The organism is Pseudarthrobacter sulfonivorans (genome assembly GCF_031454915.1).
GTDB lineage: Bacteria > Actinomycetota > Actinomycetes > Actinomycetales > Micrococcaceae > Arthrobacter > Arthrobacter sulfonivorans_C.
The window spans coordinates 16,199-35,723 of sequence record NZ_JAVDRS010000013.1 but is presented as its reverse complement, the minus strand read 5'-3'; the positions used below and the strand labels follow the sequence as shown (position 1 = coordinate 35,723).

15 protein-coding genes and 2 pseudogenes are annotated in these 19,525 nt (G+C 62.5%); 14 read left to right on the top strand and 3 right to left on the bottom strand.

Annotated features, from left to right (window positions below; translation table 11 throughout):
• From J2808_RS21065 to J2808_RS21050, 4 genes are all read left to right on the top strand, one after another.
• Nucleotides 1-1,230, top strand: a complete 1,230-nt coding sequence (locus tag J2808_RS21065) for an acetyl-CoA C-acyltransferase (RefSeq protein WP_309820599.1) — start codon at nt 1-3, stop codon at nt 1,228-1,230.
• Nucleotides 1,227-2,054 carry an enoyl-CoA hydratase/isomerase family protein gene (locus J2808_RS21060; RefSeq protein ID WP_309820597.1) on the top strand — a complete coding sequence of 276 codons (828 nt, stop codon included), beginning with the start codon at nt 1,227-1,229 and terminating at the stop codon, nt 2,052-2,054. The genes J2808_RS21065 and J2808_RS21060 overlap by 4 nt, the downstream gene beginning before the upstream one ends.
• A 2-nt stretch (nt 2,055-2,056) precedes the next feature.
• Complete coding sequence (locus J2808_RS21055) at nt 2,057-2,935, top strand: 3-hydroxyacyl-CoA dehydrogenase family protein (RefSeq protein WP_309820595.1); 879 nt, start codon at nt 2,057-2,059, stop codon at nt 2,933-2,935.
• Nucleotides 2,936-3,030: 95 nt separating this feature from the next.
• Nucleotides 3,031-3,942, top strand: coding sequence for a LysR family transcriptional regulator (locus J2808_RS21050; protein WP_309820593.1), 912 nt, complete (start codon nt 3,031-3,033; stop codon nt 3,940-3,942).
• A gap of 14 nt (nt 3,943-3,956) precedes the next feature.
• Here J2808_RS21050 and J2808_RS21045 read toward each other — a convergent pair whose 3' ends face one another.
• On the bottom strand, nt 3,957-5,681 hold the full coding sequence (locus J2808_RS21045; protein ID WP_309820591.1) for a sigma-54-dependent Fis family transcriptional regulator: 1,725 nt from the start codon (nt 5,679-5,681) through the stop codon (nt 3,957-3,959).
• Nucleotides 5,682-5,894: 213 nt separating this feature from the next.
• On the opposite strand from J2808_RS21045, the gene J2808_RS21040 reads away from it, so the two are divergent.
• The 3 genes from J2808_RS21040 (at nt 5,895) to J2808_RS21030 (ending at nt 9,920) form a co-directional block, all read left to right on the top strand.
• Nucleotides 5,895-7,526 (top strand): flavin-containing monooxygenase, encoded by a 1,632-nt coding sequence (locus tag J2808_RS21040; RefSeq protein WP_309820589.1) that lies wholly within the window; start codon nt 5,895-5,897, stop codon nt 7,524-7,526.
• 338 nt (nt 7,527-7,864) lie between these two features.
• The gene (locus J2808_RS21035) at nt 7,865-8,644 is read left to right on the top strand and encodes an acetoin reductase (RefSeq protein WP_309820587.1); all 780 of its coding nucleotides are present in this window, start codon (nt 7,865-7,867) and stop codon (nt 8,642-8,644) included.
• Between the two features lie 160 nt (nt 8,645-8,804).
• Complete coding sequence (locus tag J2808_RS21030) at nt 8,805-9,920, top strand: zinc-dependent alcohol dehydrogenase (RefSeq protein ID WP_309820584.1); 1,116 nt, start codon at nt 8,805-8,807, stop codon at nt 9,918-9,920.
• A 467-nt stretch (nt 9,921-10,387) separates the two neighbouring features.
• On the opposite strand, the pseudogene J2808_RS22305 reads toward J2808_RS21030, so the two are convergent.
• Together J2808_RS22305 and J2808_RS21025 are read right to left on the bottom strand one after the other, a co-directional pair.
• A pseudogene (locus J2808_RS22305) lies at nt 10,388-10,573 on the bottom strand (SDR family oxidoreductase); the annotation flags it as partial.
• A 563-nt stretch (nt 10,574-11,136) separates the two neighbouring features.
• A pseudogene (locus J2808_RS21025) lies at nt 11,137-11,414 on the bottom strand (recombinase family protein); the annotation flags it as partial.
• Nucleotides 11,415-11,923: 509 nt separating this feature from the next.
• On the opposite strand from J2808_RS21025, the gene J2808_RS21020 reads away from it, so the two are divergent.
• The 7 genes from J2808_RS21020 to J2808_RS20990 all read left to right on the top strand — a co-directional run bounded on the left by J2808_RS21020 (nt 11,924) and on the right by J2808_RS20990 (nt 18,951).
• Complete coding sequence (locus J2808_RS21020) at nt 11,924-12,814, top strand: MurR/RpiR family transcriptional regulator (RefSeq protein ID WP_309820583.1); 891 nt, start codon at nt 11,924-11,926, stop codon at nt 12,812-12,814.
• A gap of 78 nt (nt 12,815-12,892) precedes the next feature.
• Complete coding sequence (locus tag J2808_RS21015) at nt 12,893-14,017, top strand: ABC transporter ATP-binding protein (RefSeq protein WP_309820581.1); 1,125 nt, start codon at nt 12,893-12,895, stop codon at nt 14,015-14,017.
• 50 nt (nt 14,018-14,067) lie between these two features.
• Complete coding sequence (locus J2808_RS21010; RefSeq protein WP_309820579.1) at nt 14,068-15,423, top strand: extracellular solute-binding protein; 1,356 nt, start codon at nt 14,068-14,070, stop codon at nt 15,421-15,423.
• A gap of 8 nt (nt 15,424-15,431) precedes the next feature.
• On the top strand, nt 15,432-16,199 hold the full coding sequence (locus J2808_RS21005; RefSeq protein WP_309820577.1) for a tyrosine-protein phosphatase: 768 nt from the start codon (nt 15,432-15,434) through the stop codon (nt 16,197-16,199).
• Nucleotides 16,196-17,092 (top strand): phosphodiesterase, encoded by an 897-nt coding sequence (locus J2808_RS21000; protein WP_309820575.1) that lies wholly within the window; start codon nt 16,196-16,198, stop codon nt 17,090-17,092. The genes J2808_RS21005 and J2808_RS21000 overlap by 4 nt, the downstream gene beginning before the upstream one ends.
• Complete coding sequence (locus tag J2808_RS20995) at nt 17,092-18,051, top strand: carbohydrate ABC transporter permease (RefSeq protein ID WP_309820574.1); 960 nt, start codon at nt 17,092-17,094, stop codon at nt 18,049-18,051. The genes J2808_RS21000 and J2808_RS20995 overlap by 1 nt, the downstream gene beginning before the upstream one ends.
• A gap of 9 nt (nt 18,052-18,060) precedes the next feature.
• The gene (locus J2808_RS20990; RefSeq protein ID WP_309820571.1) at nt 18,061-18,951 is read left to right on the top strand and encodes a carbohydrate ABC transporter permease; all 891 of its coding nucleotides are present in this window, start codon (nt 18,061-18,063) and stop codon (nt 18,949-18,951) included.
• Nucleotides 18,952-19,525 lie beyond the last annotated feature (574 nt).

Here is a 19,525-nt window from a genome sequence, read left to right as displayed (position 1 = left end):
ATGGCTGAGGCCTTTCTGATTGGTGGCGCCCGCACGCCCGTGGGCCGCTACGGCGGCTCCCTCTCCTCCGTCCGGCCGGATGACCTCGCGGCACTGACGGTACGCGCCGCCGTCGAACGCGCCAGCATTGACCCGGCAGTGGTGGACGAGGTCATCCTCGGCAATGCCAACGGCGCCGGCGAGGAGAACCGCAACGTGGCACGCATGGCCTGGCTCCTCGCGGGCTACCCCGACAGTGTCCCCGGCATCACCGTAAACCGGCTCTGCGCCTCCGGCCTGTCCGCCATCATCATGGCAAGCCACATGGTCAAGGCAGGAGCTGCGGACATCGTGGTCGCCGGCGGCGTGGAATCCATGAGCCGCGCCCCCTGGGTTATGGAGAAACCCGACAAAGCCTTCGCCAAGCCCGGCGCGGTTTTCGACACGTCCATCGGGTGGCGCTTCGTTAATCCCGCGTTCCTGAGCGGCGAGCGTTCCCGTGACGGCAAGGCCTCCTTCTCCATGCCGGAGACCGCGGAGGAAGTCGCCCGCGTGTACGGCACGTCGAGGGATGACTGCGACGCCTTCGCCGCCCGCTCGCACGAACGTGCTCTGGCAGCGATCAGTGCCTGCCGGTTCGCTGACGAAATCGTGCCCGTGAGCGTTGCCGGACGCAAGGGCGCCACCACGCTGGTGGACACCGACGAAGGGCCCCGGCCCGGGACCACGTTGGAGGTCCTCGCCGGACTCCGGCCCGTCGTCAAAGGCGGCTCCGTGGTCACCGCCGGGAACGCTTCCTCCCTCAACGACGGAGCATCAGCGATCATCGTCGCCTCCGAAGCCGCAATCAAAAGGTACGGCCTGACGCCGCGGGCCCGGATCCTGGAGGGCAGCTCGGCCGGAGTGGCGCCTGAGGTGATGGGCATCGGCCCGGTCCCCGCCACCCGCAAGGTCCTGGACCGCGCCGGACTCTCCGTCGGTGATCTGGGCGCCGTGGAACTGAACGAGGCCTTCGCCTCGCAGTCCCTCGCCGTGATGCGCGAACTGAAACTGGAGCAGGACATCGTGAATTCTGACGGCGGTGCCATCGCCCTCGGCCACCCGCTCGGCTCCTCCGGGTCCCGGCTCGTGGTCACCCTGCTCGGACGCATGGAACGCGAACTCGCCGGCAACGCCCGCAAGCTCGGCCTCGCGACCATGTGCGTCGGCGTCGGCCAGGGAACAGCCCTGCTTTTGGAAGGCATGTCATGACAACTCAGGAAATTTACGACGCCGTTGATGCGGCAGGTGCCGCCCAAGGCTTCCTCGACGCCTCGGCGTTCGCCACGCTCCGGATTGCCGAGCGCGAGGACCGGATTCTGGTCCGCCTGCACCGCCCAGAGGTGCGCAACGCCATTGACTCCGCCATGGTCCAAGAGCTGCACGCTGTTTGCGCCCATCTGGAAGCAACACCCAAGATCCTGATCCTCGCGGGCACGCAGGCGGACGCGGCAACCGGTTCAAAGGCATTTTTTGCCTCCGGTGCCGACATCGCCCAGCTCCGCGAACGCCGTCGGGATGACGCCTTGGCTGGCATCAACTCCTCGCTGTTCGACCGGCTCGCCAAGCTTCCCATGCCCGTCATCGCCGCCCTCGACGGGTTTGCCCTGGGCGGCGGCGCCGAGCTTGCCTACGCCGCCGACTTCCGCATCGGCACCACTGGCCTCCGGATGGGCAACCCGGAAACCGGGCTCGGCATCGTCGCCGCCGCTGGGGCCACCTGGCGGCTCCGCGAGCTCGTTGGTGAGCCGCTGGCCAAGGAAATCCTCCTGGCCGGGCGCACGCTGACCGGCGACGAGTGCCTCCGGGCACGGCTCATCACGGAACTCGTTGAACCCGGGGAACTCCTGGAGGCGGCCCACTCACTGGCAGACCGCATCGCCCGCCAGGACCCCCTCGCGGTGCGCTTGACCAAGACCGTCTTCCACGCTCCGCGGGAGGTCCATCCCATCATCGACACCCTCGCCCAAGGCATCCTCTTCGAATCCCAGGCGAAATTCGACCGTATGCAGCAGTTCCTCGACAGGAAGAAGTAACCGTGAGCACCAGCAACGAAGAAACTCCGACAGCACTCCTGCCGGCAACCGTCGGCGTCCTGGGTGGCGGCCGCATGGGTGCCGGCATCGCACACGCGTTCCTCATCCACGGATCCAAAGTGACCGTCGTCGAGCGTGACGAGGACACCGCCCACGGCGCCCGGGAACGCGTCGCCGCGTCCGTCGCGGCGTCCTTCGAGCGCGGCGTGGTTGCAGGCGACCGCAACGAGGTACTTGACCGGTTCTCGACGAGCGTCGACTACGCCGAATTCGCATCGTGCGATCTGGTCGTCGAGGCCGTTCCCGAGGATGAAAAGCTCAAGACAGCCGCACTCACCGCAGTGGCCGAGCACCTTGCCCCGAATGCCTACCTGGCCACCAACACCTCGTCGCTGTCCGTCAGCGGGCTGGCCGAGTCGCTCGCGCGGCCGGAGCAGTTCCTGGGCCTGCACTTCTTCAACCCGGTCCCGGCCTCCACGCTGATAGAGGTGGTCATCGCCGAGAAAACCTCCGAGGAGACCCTCGCCGCGGCAAAACAGTGGGTGGCCCGACTGGGAAAGACCGCAGTGGTGGTCCGCGACGCGCCCGGCTTCGCATCATCCCGCTTGGGCGTGGCCATCGCGCTCGAAGCAATGCGGATGGTCGAGGAGGGAGTGGCCACCGCCGAGGACATCGACAACGCCATGGTCCTGGGCTACAAGCACCCTGTGGGGCCGCTCCGCACCACGGACATCGTGGGACTTGATGTGCGCCTCGGCATCGCCGAATACCTGCACACCACCCTGGGCGACCGCTTCGCCCCGCCGCAGATCCTCCGCGACAAAGTCGCCGCCGGCGAACTCGGCCGTAAAACCGGCAAAGGCTTCTACGACTGGAGCTGACCCGTTGTCCTCTACTAGCGGGCGTCCGATGGCCAGTGATGCAGTATGGCCACACCAGCCCACCCCGGTGATACCTTGTGGTGAATAATGTCTTTATGAGGAGAACCATGGACGTCGGCCAGCTGAAGGCCTTCCTGGCCGTGGCGCAGGAGCTCCACTTCGGGCGGGCAGCGGAGCGGCTGCACATGGCCCAGCCGCCCCTGAGCCGGATTATCAAACAGCTCGAAACCGAACTGGGGTCGCGCTTGCTGGACCGCAACACCCGCTCCGTGAAGCTCACAGCCAGCGGGCAAGCACTGATCGCCCCGGCCACCGAGGTTCTCGAGGCCCTTCGCCGTGCCGAAGAAGCAGTGATGTCGGCCGAGAGCGGCGAGACGGGGTTGGTGCGGATCGCCTTCGCTGGCGTGTCCACGCATCAGCTGGTTGCCCGGCTGGCCCGTCAAGTGAAATCCAACCGGCCGGGAATCCAGCTGGAGCTGTCCAGCCAGAACTTCGCCCAGCCTGCGATGAAGAAACTGGTCCAAGGGGAGACTGACATCGCGCTGGGACGCTGGGATGTCATCCCATCAGAAATCTCCTCCCGGGTGGTCATGCAGGACTCGCTCGTAATGGCCATGCCGGATACCCACCCGTTGGCGGGCGCACGCCGGCTGGGGATGGGACGGCTAGCCAGCGACAGCTTCATCTCATTGACCCCTTTCGAGGGCGCGGTCCTGCCTGACCGCCTCCGGCGGCTGGCGCACAACGCCGGCTTCGTCGCGGACATTGTCCAGGTGGCTCCGGACACGCAGACCGCACTGGCGCTGGTCAGCGCCGAGGTCGGATGCCATCTGACCCTGCGGTCTGTTGCCGAGCACGCGACAGACCCACATGTGGTGTTCGTCCCGCTCGAGGATTCCACCGCGGACGTCGATTTGCGGGCAGCCTGGCGCCGCGCCGACTCAAGCGCGGTGCTTAAGGCCGTGCTGGATGAAGTGATCGGCCTCGATGAGGCCGCAAAAGGCTGAGACCCCCGGCCGCGTCAGATCGAACCTTCGCCCGTATCAAGTCCTAGCTGACGCAGCTTCCGGTACAGAGTTGTCCGGCCGATGCCCAGCAGTTCGGCAGCCTCGGATTTGTTGCCCCTGGCCGCGTCCAGCGCCCTGATAATGGCGTCGCGCTCGGCCGTTTCAATGAGACCCATGTGACGCCGAGGCGGGGCCTGCTGCAGATGTTTCGGCAAGTGTCGGCGCTCGATGACCGCATTGTTCACGCACCTGACCAAATCCGCCACTGTCTCAGCCAACTCGGTGATATTGCCGGGCCAATTCCACTGGACCATGGACTGCAGTGCCGCCGGCGAGATGGTGTGCCGTGCTTCCGGGTCCACCACGTTAAGGATCTGCCTGACCAAGCCCGGGATCCTTTCGGGAGTCCGGGCGAGTGCCTCTGTATGCACGGCTGGACCAACGGTGTCGAGGAAAGCCTGGACCGCTGGTACAGCCTGATCATGCGACGCTGTCAGGAGGAGGCTGCCTGCGCGTTCCCCGGGAGGCAGCGCTTGTCGGCGCTTGTCAACCACGCCAGCCAGGCGGACTATCTCCTGCTCGGGAATCTCCTCAATACGACGGATCAGCACGTCCGTACCAGCTGCCAGCAGGGCCTCCACGGAAGCCCACGGCGGAATTGCCTCGGCGGCAGCAACAAAAACTTCAAGGGCCCCACGCCCTGTGCGCAACGCTTGAGCTGCCGTGGCCCTCCCGGAGCCCGGCGGGCCCTCAACAAGGATCACAGCAAGGGAGGTCTTAGCCCTCGGCGTCAGGTCCGCGGCGGAGGCGCGGGACGGCACAATTAGTCCTGTCCGAGGCTCAGCAGACTCCGGCAGATCCTCGAAATGCACCACGAAATGCTCCCTCGGCCCATCGGTCGATCGGCGGGCCATCACTTCGATGGCGGTCCCCTCCAGCCGGTGCCGCATGATGCTGTTGACGGACCAGTTGTGCGAGTTAAACAGTTCCCAGAGCATGACGTGTGATGCCACATTGACGTACGGCAGCCCCGGCGTATTGGCCAGAATAGATTCCCGGTCCATCACCACCGTGGGCCGTTGCGAGTTACTGAAGCGCATAAACGACATCGCCAGGGCCAGATCCTGCGGCCTTGCCGATGCCCGGAGCCTCTCCGCAATCTGCTGGCTGATCTCCCGGGTGAGGGAAAGCATTATCGGGTTCGCTGCCTCGGAGGGACCGGCCAGCGCTATGGAGCCGAGGACCAGGCCGCTGGGTGAAATTACAGGCGCGGCCGCGCACGCGTTAACGGCCAGGACCTCGCTGTAATGCTGGCTCCCCTTGACGACGACAGGGCGCCCTTCAACCATCGACGTTCCCAGCGCATTGGTTCCCACTGCGTCCTCGGAGTAGTCGAAACCCTCCGCTGCATGCACGCTGTCGAGACGCCGGCGTTCACTGCTGTCGCTGGTTCTTCGGGCAACAATTCGACCCCCGCGGTCGCTGAGGAAAAGCGTGGTGCCGGTGTCCTCAAGCTGCTGCTGCCACCGGTCAAGCACAGGGAGAGCTGCGCGGCTCACCATCGAGTCCGTGTCCACTTCCTGATAGTGCTGAGGCGGGGCTGAAGTTTCGACCGCGTTGCCGAGTGAGCGCCGCCAGCTCCGCACAATCAGCTCAGGCACTTCATCACTGACCTGGTATGGGGCGATCAGTCCACCGCGAATTAGACGCTCCCGCGCTTCCCGCACTGGATCAGACATACTCTGCACTTTCAGAAGGTTTAGGCCCGCACACGGATGGTTGTCTGTGGATACTTCCGTCTTCGATTATGACTCAACGGGTATCAATCGCGGCAGCGCGGGGAGGATGGGAGTGTTCCAAAGTGGAACACCACGGCATTCTTTCATCACCACAGACTGGTAACTACGAAGTGAATTATCTCACACAGGCCCAGTAACTGGAGGAACACCATCATGGACAACGCAGTCCCCGAAGCCATCCTCGAACTCGACGCCGTCGTCGTCGGCGCAGGATTTGGCGGAATCTACATGCTGCACAAGCTGCGCAACGAGCTTGGCCTCGACGCCGTGGCAATCGACCGCGCAGGTGGCGTAGGCGGAACCTGGTACTGGAACAAGTACCCCGGAGCTCTTTCGGACTCCGAGAGCTTCGTATACCAGTACTCCTTCGATCGCGACCTCTACCAGGACACCCCGTGGGACACAAAGTACGTGCCCCAGGCCCAGATCCTTTCATATCTGAACGGTGTAGTTGACCGGTACAGCCTCCGCCAGCACATCCAGCTGGAGACAGGGATGACCGAAGCGGAGTTTGATGAGACCACCGGGATGTGGACCGTCGGAACCGACCGGGGCATCACCTTCCGGTCCCGGTTCCTGGTCACTGGGCTCGGCCTGCTCTCAGCAACGAACCTGCCAAAGTTCGCGGGCATGGAAACCTTTAGGGGCCAACTTGTACACACCGGCGCCTGGCCCGAAGGCCTTGACCTGACCGGCCTGCGCGTTGGTGTGATTGGGAATGGCTCCACCGGCAACCAGGTGATCACCTCCACCGCTCCGATCGCCGCCCACTTGACGTCCTTCCAGCGCACCCCGCAGTACAGCGTTCCGGCCGGCAACCGGAAGCTGACGCCGGCGGAGTTCCAGTCGCACCGGGAGAACTTCGACGCCAACTGGGCCCAGGTCCGGTCCTCGTCAGTCGCCATGGGCTTTGAAGAGAGCACCGTTCCCACGTTCAGCGTCTCGCCGGAGGAGCGCGAAGAGATCTACCAGCGGGCCTGGGAGGAAGGCGGCGGTTTCCGGTTTATGTTCGAAACTTTCAATGACATCGCCACCGACCCCGCCGCAAACGAAGAGGCCGCGAAGTTCATCCGAAGCAAAATTGCTGAAATCGTCAAGGACCCGGAAACCCGGCGCCTGCTCACGCCCACCGATCTCTACGCCCGGCGGCCGCTGTGCGACTCGGGTTTCTATGAAACCTTCAACCGCCCCAACGTATCGCTGGTGAATGTTAAGGAAAACCCAATCAGCCACGTGACCGCGGAAGGCATCGTTACGGCTGACGGCACCTTGCACGAACTCGACGTGCTCATCTGCGCAACCGGCTTTGACGCCGTGGACGGCAACTACGTGAAGGTGGACATCCGCGGCCGCCGCGGCGAAACCCTCAAGGAACACTGGGCGGACGGGCCCACGAGCTACCTCGGCATGGCCACCAATGGCTTCCCGAACATGTTCATGATCCTCGGTCCCAACGGCCCCTTCACCAACCTGCCGCCGTCCATTGAAACCCAGGTGGAATGGATTGGCGAGACCATCCGCCACGTATCGGCCTCCGACACCCGCTGGATTGATGTCAACAGGGAAACAGAGATCACATGGACGGAGACCTGCTCGGACATCGCCCACCAGACACTGTTCCCCCAGGCCGCATCGTGGATCTTCGGTGCCAATGTCCCCGGCAAGAAGCGCACCGTGATGTTCTACCTCGGTGGCCTCAAGGAATACCGATCCGTCCTCGCCGAGGAGTCACTGAACGACTACCCGAACTTCATGACCGAAGAGGACGCGCTGGCACCGGCTTGATCAGCTGGGGGCGGCTCGTGGGAAGAATTCGCCGACAGTTCGGCAGTTTGTCCAGTTGAACGCCATGAAGCAATCCGGCAAGTCGCAGAAGCCGGCGGCCTACCTGGTCGCAGTCCTGCTGGCCGACGAGGCGGCGTTCGCAATGCCGCGGTCGATGCCACCACGCAATACGTCCGCAGTATGAACTCGTCCAGATTTGTACCGGTCCCACCCCAGCTCAGCCAAGCCCTGTTCCCGCCTTGAGCAGTCCGAGTACAGCACCGCAAGGGCACATCGACCCGAAAAACCAAAGGGGCACCGCCACAGAACGTGGGCTACGTCCCAAGAGGAGAATCAGTATGGCTATTAACGGAAAAGTCGCCTTCGTCACTGGCGCCGCCCAAGGCATCGGTCAGGCAATCGCCTCTCGCCTGGCAAGCGATGGGGCCGACGTCGCCCTCTTCGACCTGAAAGAAGACGGTCTGCAGGAAACGAAGTCCTTAGTAGAGGCGGCAGGCCGCCGCGCCATAGTCATCGGCGGTGACGTGACGGACAAGGCCAGCCTCGAGGCGGCCGTGAACCGCACGGTCGAGGAACTCGGCGGCTTAGACATCATGATCAACAACGCCGGCATCGCCGGTGTGGGCGCCGTGGAGAACATCACGGAGGCGGACTTCGACCGGACGTTCAGCATCAACGTCAAGGGTGTGCTTTTCGGCATCCAGGTCGCGGCGGCCAAGCTCAAGGAACTGGACCACGGCGGCAAGATCATCGCCGCCACCTCGATCGCAGCACACGATTCCTTTCCGATGACCGGCCTGTATTCGTCCACCAAGTTTGCCGTCCGCGGGCTCATCCAGGCTGCCGCCAAGGAGCTCGGCGCGTTCGGTATCACCGTGAACGGCTACTCCCCGGGGATCGTCGGAACCGGAATGTGGGAACAGCTTGACCGCGACTTCGCCGCACTCACCGGAGCAGAGGAGGGTGCCACTTTCAAGAAGTACGTGGAAGGCATCACACTGGGCCGGGCGTCCACCCCCGAGGACGTTGCGGGCTTCGTTTCCTACCTCGCCGGACCGGATTCGGACTACATGACAGGCCAGACCCCGCTCATCGACGGCGGCATCGTCTTCCGGTAAGTCGGGAACCGCAGGGACGCGCGGAATTAATATGCATTTGCATATATAATTGTTCAGGGCTGCGGTGAAAAGAGATGCGAAGAGCACTATTGGTCGGCTTCCACCCGAACGCCTGGCGAAGCCGACCAACGCATTCCGACACAACTAAGGGATTCAATTTATGCGCGCAGTTATCTACAAAGGCATCGGGGAAATAGCCGTACAGGACGCCCCCGTTCCTGAGATCGGACCGAAGGACGTTCTGGTCAAGAACATGCGTGCCGGCATTTGCGGTACCGATATTAGCGCCTATCTAAAAGGCGGCGATGATCTCGGGATCTTCCCTGGCGGGCTGCTTGGACACGAGTTCGTTTCGGAAATTGTTGAGGTTGGCGCGGAGGTTGAGGATCCCCAGATCATTCCTGGCCTGCGGGTGTTCGTAAACGCCTCTACTTCCAAGCGTGGCGACGACGGCCGGACAAAGCTGGAGATCACTGATTCCGCCGGTGGCCTGAGCCAGTTCATCTCGGTTCAGGACGCGAAAATCGGCTTCAACCTGCACCCCCTTCCGGACAATGTCAGCTTCGACCAGGCTGTGGTAATCGAGCCCTTCTCCGTGGCCAACCACGGCGTCAACCTCGGGAAGCCGAAGGCTGGCGAGCGGGCCTTGGTGTTCGGTGCAGGTGCCGTAGGCCTGGGTGTCCTGGCCAACCTGATGGCCAATGGCGTCGAGGAGGTCATCGTCTCCGACATCATTCCCGGCAAGCTGGAGATCGTGAAACAGATGGGTGGCATCCCGGTCAATGGCAAGGATGTTGACCCGATCGAGTTCGCTAAGGAGAAGTTTGGCACCGTGGCGAACTTCCTCGGTGAGGAGCGCCCGGACGTGGACCTCTACTTCGACTCGGCGGGCGCGCCGAACGCACTCCCAGACTATGTGCGGGGCGGCAAGGCCGGTTCCCGCATGGTCGTTCTAGCGCTGACCCCGCAACCGATCGAGGTCCCGCAGACGCAGTTCGTCCTCTCGGAGCTGACGATGATCGGCTCCACCGCCTACAACAACGAGGATATCGCGCAGGTCGTCTCGTACCTCGGCGACGAGAAGTACGATCCCACCCCTGTGGTCACGCACCACTTCGCCCAGGAAGACGTGGTCGAAGCATTCAAGACCGCTATCGAAAAAAGGACGAGGCGATTAAGGTCGTCATCGACGTCCACCCCTAGACCACAATGCTCGACGCCCGGCACCCTGCGTTTAAAGTCTGCATCGCAGGGTGCCGGTCGTTCAACATGCTGAACAAAAGCTGCAGAGTTTCTCCTTTTGCCGTAGCAACGGGTTCTGGCCCTGTTGTCTCGGGCAACCAGCCGCGGGGCTTTCTTGCAGACGGTCGGGTTCCCTGCGCCTTTGTACCCCACTGTAGAAGACCACTCCGCGCTCATTCCCAGGTCAGAAATGAAGTACGATCCCATTCCTGGCAGCCGTAGGGCCCGCTCCCCACAATTCTTGGACAACCAGCAGCCAAGCCCGCTTCGCTGGTTGTCGCTCTGATCTTCGTGGTCGATGGGCCGTTCCCCGTAGCAGTCAGGGGACCATGCCGCTCGTGATCCAAAATTCCCTTCCGCGCTCCTCGCCACAGCGGGACTCTTATCAAGCGAAAGTAGGTGTGGACAGTGTCCATACCTACTTTGGCAGGACAAACCATACAGCCGCGGTTCACGGGATGACCGAGAGGACGTCTTCGCGAAAGCCCCCGTTTTTGCACGTCAGTGTGTACTTGATAGTCCGCCGTCGATGTTGAGCACCGTGCCGTTGATGTAACTGGCGCTCTCCGAAAGGAGGAACTGAATGGTGTCAGCTTTCTCCTCCGTGGTTCCCATCCTCTGGGCGGGGATGCCCTTCGTAACTTGTCGTCTGAAGTCGGCGCTTTCCGTCAGTTCAGGGATCAGGTTTGTGGCTACCGGTCAATCTGGAGAAGGAGCCAGGTCAGCCGGTATTTCAGCGAATGGTGCGTCCAACGGAACCGCGTACGCGCCCAATGTGTACTCGCCAGCTCGCCCCATTTCCATCACCAGAGTGCTCACGTTGCTGGGCCGAGCATTTGCTGTTTGGACTAAAGAGATGACAGTTGCCGCAAGACCAGCTAACAGGGCCACGCCGCCTATTATTAGCCACAGTTTCCGCCACACTGCGTGTCTGGGTTTCCCTTTGGAGACTTCCCCAAGGGGTTTAGCTCTGGCACGTACCCATTTAGGGTCCCTTACAGGTGGTCGCCTATTTCTCACGGGACATCATCCTCCGCCAGACGTTGGTCAAGCAGATTGTCCTCCTGTACAGCGCACCTGGCAACCAACATCGAGGCCACCCCTGGGCGATGGACGGCTGGGCCATGAGAACAGACGCGGCCGACATGAATTGATAGCAACTTCCACCAGTCTTCCAGAGAGCACACGAGAAGAGCCAGCACAGTTGCCCCGGCTCTTTCTTTTGTCCTCTGCTACTGCGAAAATCTGTGGGACAGCGTCCGCGCTGCGTCAGTTACGGCTCGTCCAGCCGGTGGTCTGATGCCGTCCGAGATGGATCGAACGCGGCTTCCGCTGTCATGCAGCAGGGTCCCGGTATTGAGCACGTCGATCAGAGATCGGTCCAACCGGTCGACGCGCCACACCAGGACGGTGTCACCCTCACGGCGTACTCAAGGAGTTTTTTCATTCCGGGCCGTTCGATGGCTGTCGTGCTTCCGGAGGTCACGTTGGCGAAGACGTCGCGTTTCTGCACGCCGACGGCGAGCAGCGCGTCCCGTTGGAGCTGCGCATTCTAGTTGGAAGTACTGACGCGCGGTAACTCAGTTGTGTCACCAGCCAAATTTGCCTCGAAAAGCCCTCCGTGCGCCCTCGGCGAGACGATTTGTGGTGAGACATGTTTCCGAGACTCAGGGAACCCATGCTTCTGCGCCCTCGATATGCTCCTTCGGATCTCTGATCAGTGTCTTGAAAAGCTGTTGTTTTCCAAGGCGAAAGTTGTCGATGTCTCGCAAAGTAGCTTTGGGCGTTTCGGGACTTCTATGCTGACTTCGCCGACACCGCACCCGAATTGACTTGTAGGTGCTCTCCCACTTCCACGCCGTGGGCGTGCGTGCATGCATCAAGAGAGGTGGGCAATCGGGGCGCCGGATAACGAAGAAAATCGCGCGCCAAGGGCCTCAAGCAGTGACGGTGCCGTAATGACCAACAAATTGAAAACTTATTGCACGCTTCGTCGTCATCGGTGATGCCGTTACAGGCAATGCATATGATTGAGTAATGCTGAATCCTGGGGTGGGGTCAACCATCATGCTGATACGCGCCGCGATTCCGGACCTCGGTCCCCGGGAACGCGATGTGGCGGAGGCAATTATTCGTGATCCGTCGATTGTCGGTCGGCTGGGCGCCGCTGAAATTGGCGCCCAGGTTGGGACCTCTGCGGCAACCGTGACTCGTGCTTGTCAGTCGATGGGTTTCGGCGGTTACCCACATTTGCGCACCTTGCTCGTGCGTGATGAAGGCGCTGCAGCTCAAGCAGCCCGCGGCGGTAACACACATGAGCACGCTCTGCATCGTTTGTTCGCCGAGGCGTCGCGAGAACTGGATGCTGCGCCGACAACAGTCGATCTGGAAGCCTTCGCCCGGGCTGCGGCAATGGTCGCCAATGCAAGGCGCATCCTTCTCATTGGTGCAGGAGGGTCTGCAGCGTCGGTCTCCGCGATTGCGCTAAGGTTCATGAGCGTCGGCGTTGCCGTAGAAGCGCCCCAAGAGCCTACTTTGCAACTTCTCGCATGTCGGCTGTTGGCGCCTGGTGACGTAGTGCTGGCGATCAGCGACTCCGGCGAAACCTCGTCCACCCTATCGTCGGTCGAGGCCGCACGTGCTGCTGGTGCCAGTGTCGTTGCCGTCTCAAGTTTCCCTCGATCAGTGCTTGCCAGGATGGCTGATGAGAAGCTCATCATTGGGGCCTCGGGCCGACCATGGCCAGACTCCGTGCTGACGAGCAACATCCTTCAGATCTTCCTGCTCAATGCGCTCGTCGCAGCAGTGGGAGAGGCGCGCGGTGCTAGCGATAAGGCCGCGACGGTTTTCGACGACATCATCCGCGTGGTGACCGGAAATCGCCGCCCGGGCGATAGTGAAGCAGATTCATCCCCCGTTAACCTGTAATACTTTTTCTGTCTCACCTCATCTCCTGTAATGGAATTACGCCGCACTTCACGCGGCGCATAATTACAAGGAGTCCGGATGGGCAGCATCACTATCGAGCGGGTCAGCCGCCGCTTTGGATCGACTGTGGCCGTTGACGACGTCAGCCTGACTGTCGATGACGGCGATTTCCTCGTTCTGCTGGGGCCGAGTGGATGCGGTAAATCAACCCTGCTGCGGATGTTGGCCGGTTTGCTGCCCACCACCGAGGGGCGGTTCCTCGTTGACGGCCTTGACGTTTCACACCAGCACGCGCGGCACCGTGACCTCGCAATGGTCTTTCAGAGCTATGCGCTCTATCCCCACCTCAGCGTCGCCAGTAATCTCGCTTTCCCGCTGCGCGCGAGGCGGATGGCTAAGGGTGCGACCCGCGAGCACGTCGCACGGGTTGCTGAGCTGCTGGAAATCGGCCATCTACTCGATCGCAAGCCCAAGCAGCTCAGCGGTGGCCAGCGGCAGCGCGTGGCCGTGGGCCGCGCCCTGGTCCGCGAGCCTAAGGCCTTCCTCATGGATGAGCCGTTATCCAATCTGGACGCGAAGCTGCGTACCGCCACCCGTCATGAGCTCGTGGATCTGCACCGCCGGCTGGGTGCCACGTTCATCTATGTCACCCACGACCAGGTTGAGGCGATGACGATGGCCACGAAGATTGCCGTGCTGAACGGCGGACGGCTTGAACAGGTTGGTACGCCGCTCGATGTCTATGCCAAGCCCGCCTCGGTCTTCGTCGCAGGTTTCCTTGGTAGCCCTCCGATGAACCTCGTTGACGTCAGCGTTACCTCCGAACGCGGCATTGTTCGTGTTATTGGCGATGGCATAGCAGCGGATCTGTGGGCCGGCGCGACGCCGCCGATCGATGCCGTTCTCGGGCTCCGCCCGGAGCATTTGTTGATCGACGGTGTGGGTCCGGTGCAGCTGGATCTGGTGGTCGAGACCGTCGAGCGGCTTGGTCACGAAAACCTCCTGTTCTGCACGTTCGGCGAAGGGCGCCGAAGCGCTGTACTCCGCACCCCGGCCGACGTCGCAATCGTGGAGGGTCAGGCGCTGCGCGCCGGTGCCGCGATAGAGCATCTGCATCTCTTCGACCGGGCAAGTGGCCGCCGCCTTGAGTGGCAGCCGGACTCTGATCTGGTCGCGACCGATCGCGCCCTTGTATCTGCCTGACCTTACTGCAGCATCACCCACTCCCTTACCTATTGAGAAAGCGAACTCCCATGCCTACACGCCACAGCCTCCTTGGCTACCTCGGCTTCGGTGCAGCCGCGGCGCTTGCCCTTACCGGCTGCGCACCAACTGCCACCACAGCCGGTTCTTCATCAGCCGCGCCCGCTTTTGATCCCGACCAAAAGGTCGAGATTGTCTTTGAGAGCTATAACCTCGGGTCCGCCACCTGGGAAGGTCCGATCCTCTCCCTTATCGAGCAGTTCGAGGCCAAGTACCCCAATGTAGATGTCATCCCCCAGGCGAACGGTGACTCGACAGCCGCCGGCGGTACTGCAGCGAGCGTGCAACGGCAGGTCGTCGCCGGCAACCCGCCGGACGTAGTGCAAATGACCTTCGATACCCTCAGCTACGCGGTCAGCGACCTCCAGGCGCAGCCCCTGAACAAGCTCTACGGGCAGGACGCGATCGACGAGCACTTCGCCGGTGAGTACCCCATGCACGAGAAGGTGCAGAACTTCGGAGTCGTCGACGGGAGCACCTATGGCATCCCCTACGTCCTCTCGACGCCGATCTTCTTCTACAACGCCACGGCACTTGCCGAAGCCGGCATCACCAACCCCGACTTCTCGACCTGGGAATCCGTCGCGGACATCGCCACCAAGGTCTCCGAAAAGACCGGCGCGCCGTCCTTCGGCAATTCGTGCCTCGATGCAATCGGCGAGTGGTGCTACCAGTCAATGGTGCGCTCAGCTGGTGGCCGCGTGCTGAGCCAGGACGGATCGACGATCACGGCTGGTGAGCCCCGCGCTACCGAGCCTCTCGCCGCAATGCAGGAGCTGCACAAGGCCGGCGCCCTGCAGAACGGCGACTTCAACGACCAGTACGAAGCCTTCGCCGCCGGTACCACGCAGATGCACATCAACTCCGCTTCGATGCAGGCAGCTTTCCAGAAGGGCGCCGCTGCCGGCGGCTGGGAACTCGCCGCAGCCCCCATGCCCGGCATCGAAGGCCAGAGTGTAGTGCCGACCTCATCCGGATCCATGCTCTCGGTCTTCACGCAGGACCCCGCCAAGCAGGCGGCCGCGTGGGAATTCACGAAGTACATGACGAGCCCTGCCGCATACGAAGTCATCACTCCGCAGATCGGCTACCTGCCGCTGCGCACCACCATGACCAAGGAGGGCGGTCCCCTCGCGGAATGGGCAACCAAGCAGGCCGACCTGCTCACCCCGAACCTCGAACAGCTTGAGGTCATCGAACCGTGGGTGGCCTACCCGGGCAAGAACTACGTGCAGATAGGAACCATCATCATGGACGCCGTCGAGCAGGTCGCCTACCAGGGCGCCGACCCGAAGACGACCATGGCCGACGCTGCAGCACGTGCCCAGAAGCTGGTCAAAGAATGACCTCGACCATGCTCGGTCGCAACGAGGGCGCACAGGGTTCCCCCGTTCCGGGGCTTTACAACCTGCGAAGCACCGGCATCTGGAAAGCCACCGGCGGCATCATTGCACCCGGTCGGCTGTACCGGTCCGACTCCCCGGCACGGCTCGACGCAGCAGGCGCGGCCGCGCTCGGCGCGCTGGGTATCGATCTCATCATCGACCTCCGCTCCGCTGAAGAAGTCGAAACGGCGAGCTATGAGCTTCCCGGCATCCAGCGCACCGGCATCCCCGTCGAGCTACTCAACCCGACCGCGGCGCTGACAACCGAGCAAACACTCGGGGCTCTCTACGAGAGCTTCATCGACCGGTACGGTCCGAGGATCATCACCGCCCTGCGAACCATCGCCCGGCACGACGAAGGAGCGGTGCTCGTCCACTGCACCGCGGGTAAAGACCGTACCGGCATCGTTATCGCTCTCGCACTTCTGGCCGTCGGGACACCGCGCGCCGAGGTCATCCGCGACTATGCGGTCACCCACGCCAATCTCAAAGGAGCCTGGACCAAAATGATCTTGGAATCACTCCTCATCGACGTCACATCTTTGCCCAACAACGTCAGGGAAATCGTCAACGGCAGCCCCGCACCGATCCTGGAGGCTCTCTTGGACCGGCTCGACCTTGAGCACGGAGGAGCAGTCGGCTACCTGCGCAGCCACGGCTTCGACGATGACGATTTCAATGCGCTTCGCGCCCGCCTCGTGACCGCCACCGCGGCCACCTCAGAGGGAACCTCATGAACATCGGTCAGTACCCGGAGCCGAGCCACACGATCCTGCACCTCAGTGACACGCACCTGGTGAACGAGCGCCGCCCGCTCTACGGCGCCGTTGATTCAGACGCGAACGTTGCCGCACTGCTCGACCGCCTACGCGCTGCTGGCACGCAGCTGGACGCCATCGTGCTCACCGGCGACCTGGCCGATGCCGGTGCCGAGGATGCCTACGTGCGCCTGCGCGAACTCATCGAGCCCTTCGCCGCGGAACGCGGATGCCCCGTGCTCTGGGTGATGGGCAACCACGACGACCGCGCCGCGTTCCGTACCGAGCTGCTGCGCGAGGCGGCGGGCACTGACCCGATCGACCGCGTGCATGATGTAAACGGCTTACGCATCATCGCACTTGACTCAACCGTTCCCGGCCACCACCACGGCGAGCTCGCCCCGGCACAACTGGGCTGGCTGCGCGAACAACTCGCGACACCTGCCGAGCACGGCACTCTCATCGCGTTGCACCACCCGCCCGTGCCAACCATCCTGCCGCTACTGCAACTCGTCGAGCTCAGTGACACGGCGCCCTTCCAGGAGGTCGTGCAGGGCACAGACGTGCGCGGCATCCTTGCCGGGCACTTCCATTACTCGACACACTCAACCTTCGCGAACATCCCGGTCTCCGTCGCGGCCGCCACCTGCTACACCCAGGACCTGGCCCTACCCCCGGGTCAGTCCCGGGCAAGGGATGCGGCGCAAAGCGCAAACCTCGTCCATGTCTATCCCGACCGTATTGTGCACTCGCAACTTACACTCGCCGACGGCCCGACCGTCTACGAGATCTCACCCGTCCAAGCGCAGGAATGGATGGACCAGGCCCGCGCGGGGAAGCCCTTCGTCGCAACTGGGCTTCTGGAGAGCTGATGTTCACGCCCCTACCTCCTGAAGGTCTCCGCGAACCCGACGCCACACCAGCCCAGACCCGCAGCCCTCGCCGGCTGCGCAACATCAACCCTCTCATCCCATACCTCTACGTGCTGCCCGCTTTGGTGCTCGTCGGAGTGTGGATCTATGCACCCCTCATCCAGACCGTGAACCTCTCGTTCTACGACTGGAATATGTTGCCCACGTCCCCGTCGACTCACGTCGGACTGGGTAACTACACCGAGGTCATCAACCTGCCCGAGATGCGCGCAGCGGTCGCAAACACCGGATTGTACGTCCTCGCCGGGATCACCTTCCTCGTTCTGCTGCCCACTGCCGCAGTACTCGTCGTGCGCCGCCTGGGCCGCCGCGCCTCAAATGCGTACCAGGCGCTTGTCTTCCTGCCCTACCTCATGACCCCCGTCGCGACCGGCGCGCTCTGGCGCTGGCTCTTCGCCGAACAGACCGGGCTCATTACACAATGGGCAGCTGCCGCAGGCATCGAACTCGGCAACGTCTTCCGTGACCCGAGCACTTCGCTCTGGGCAATCGTCGTGATCCTCGGCTGGCAAATGATCGGCTTCGGGGTCCTCATGGTCAGCGCCGGCTACACGGGCATCGACCCGCTCTACTCCGAGGCAGCAGCAATCGACGGCGCCAGTGAACGGCGGATCACGTGGACGATCGTGCTGCCACTGCTCTCCCCGACACTGGCTTTTCTCGGACTCATGGCGGTGCTGCTCGTCGCGCAATGGTCCTTCCCCCTCATCGACCTGCTCACCAAGGGCGGACCGGGCTCCAGCTCAACCAACGTCTACCACCTGCTCTACGTCTTCGGCTTCCAGAACTTCGACGCTGGTATCTCCTCCGCCGCAGGCGTGCTTTTCTTCATCGCCTTCAGCCTCATCGCCTTGTTCTTCGTAGAACTCAGCGAGCGGCTTAGCTTCTTCGACGACTAGGAACCGCTCATGGCCTTCTCCATCGTGCAGCCCATACAGCCGAGCGCCCCCATTGTGCTCGCACCCGTAGCACCACTGACTCGCAGGACCGTAACCTGGCTCTTGCGTCAGGGACCCGCACACCTCATCATGCTCGTGCTCGCCCTGCTCGCCGTAGTGCCACTCCTGTGGCTTGTGATCACAGCATTCGCCGCACCCGGAGCGATGGTTGGCGGGCAACTGATCGCCCCGTCGTTCTCATTCGAGAACTTCGCCTACGTATTCGAAGCGATACCAATGCTTCAGATGCTCGGCAACACAGTCGTGATGGCGCTCACCATGAGCCTCGCGCAGTTGCTCGTCGCCATCCTCGCCTCCTACGGTTTCGCAATCTTCGACTTCCCGGGCCGCAAAGTGATTTACCTGCTTTTCGTCGCGTCGTGGCTTGTACCGTTCCAAGTAACAATGATCCCCAACTACGTACTCGTCTCCCAGCTCGGGCTACTCAACACTGTTGCCGGCATCGTTGTGCCCAACCTCTGCTCGGCCTTCGCCGTGCTCATGCTGCGGCAGCACATGCGTGCAATCCCGCGTGAACTCATCGACGCCAGTTCAATGGACGGGCGCAGCACCTGGGCGACGCTCTGGCTTGTCATCGTGCCCAACCTTGTGCCAGCCCTGGCCTCACTCGCCGTGATTCTCATGATCTCCGCATGGAACGAGTACACCTGGCCCCTGCTTATCATGCAGCAGGAAACCAGCGTGATGCAGGTCGGTATCCGCTCCTTCATGGGCGCCGAAGGCAGCAACTGGGGTGCCATCATGGCCGCCAGCGGACTCGCCTGCCTGCCAGTATTCCTGCTTTACATCTTCCTGCAACGCCAAATCGTAGCGGGCTTCGTACGGTCCGGCCTCAAATAAATTCAGAGACTACTCACGCTTTCAAATAGGGAGATCAATCACGCAAAATTTTTTTCCAGCCGATGGCTGACTGCGTTATCCCTTACCGTCAGGTAGAAAGCTCGCCGACCCCCTTCGGCGGGCTTTCTCTCGTCAGCGTCCCTCAACAAGCTATATGCCACTTGGGCCTGGTACCGCTCGCAGCATGACCATCCTCGTAATCCTCGCCGAGGGAAGGGCTGAGTACGCCCACATACTCTTCAGCTCTGGTCCCTCCCTCGCGAAGTCCCTTCGCGGCAACCTCCCGACGTCGCAAATCTCTAGGGATATGAGAAGGGAAATAGCTGGGCAACGAATTTTCGGCGCATCGCGTTGCAGGGTGCTAAGGATTTCCTGCTTAACGCCTCTTCCTAGTAGGAGGCTCTGCGCCACGGCCCGCCCGTGCCGAGCGCGGGACGCTCAAAACGGCCGAACCGAATAACGTCCGTGTCCTGCTGCGATGAAGCAATCCCAGAAACTTAACGACCACCTCGAGAACCAGAATTGTTGGTGCTGAGGAGCGACGGTGCGCTCCTATTCCTAGCAGGGTCTGCCC

Coding starts and splice junctions, on each gene's coding strand:
- J2808_RS21065 (WP_309820599.1), top strand. CDS start 1: ATGGCTGAGGCCTTTCTGATTGGTGGCGCCCGCACGCCCGTGGGCCGC.
- J2808_RS21060 (WP_309820597.1), top strand. CDS start 1,227: ATGACAACTCAGGAAATTTACGACGCCGTTGATGCGGCAGGTGCCGCC.
- J2808_RS21050 (WP_309820593.1), top strand. CDS start 3,031: ATGAGGAGAACCATGGACGTCGGCCAGCTGAAGGCCTTCCTGGCCGTG.
- J2808_RS21045 (WP_309820591.1), bottom strand. CDS start 5,681: ATGTCTGATCCAGTGCGGGAAGCGCGGGAGCGTCTAATTCGCGGTGGA.
- J2808_RS21040 (WP_309820589.1), top strand. CDS start 5,895: ATGGACAACGCAGTCCCCGAAGCCATCCTCGAACTCGACGCCGTCGTC.
- J2808_RS21035 (WP_309820587.1), top strand. CDS start 7,865: ATGGCTATTAACGGAAAAGTCGCCTTCGTCACTGGCGCCGCCCAAGGC.
- J2808_RS21030 (WP_309820584.1), top strand. CDS start 8,805: ATGCGCGCAGTTATCTACAAAGGCATCGGGGAAATAGCCGTACAGGAC.
- J2808_RS21020 (WP_309820583.1), top strand. CDS start 11,924: ATGCTGAATCCTGGGGTGGGGTCAACCATCATGCTGATACGCGCCGCG.
- J2808_RS21015 (WP_309820581.1), top strand. CDS start 12,893: ATGGGCAGCATCACTATCGAGCGGGTCAGCCGCCGCTTTGGATCGACT.
- J2808_RS21010 (WP_309820579.1), top strand. CDS start 14,068: ATGCCTACACGCCACAGCCTCCTTGGCTACCTCGGCTTCGGTGCAGCC.
- J2808_RS21005 (WP_309820577.1), top strand. CDS start 15,432: ATGCTCGGTCGCAACGAGGGCGCACAGGGTTCCCCCGTTCCGGGGCTT.
- J2808_RS21000 (WP_309820575.1), top strand. CDS start 16,196: ATGAACATCGGTCAGTACCCGGAGCCGAGCCACACGATCCTGCACCTC.
- J2808_RS20995 (WP_309820574.1), top strand. CDS start 17,092: ATGTTCACGCCCCTACCTCCTGAAGGTCTCCGCGAACCCGACGCCACA.
- J2808_RS20990 (WP_309820571.1), top strand. CDS start 18,061: ATGGCCTTCTCCATCGTGCAGCCCATACAGCCGAGCGCCCCCATTGTG.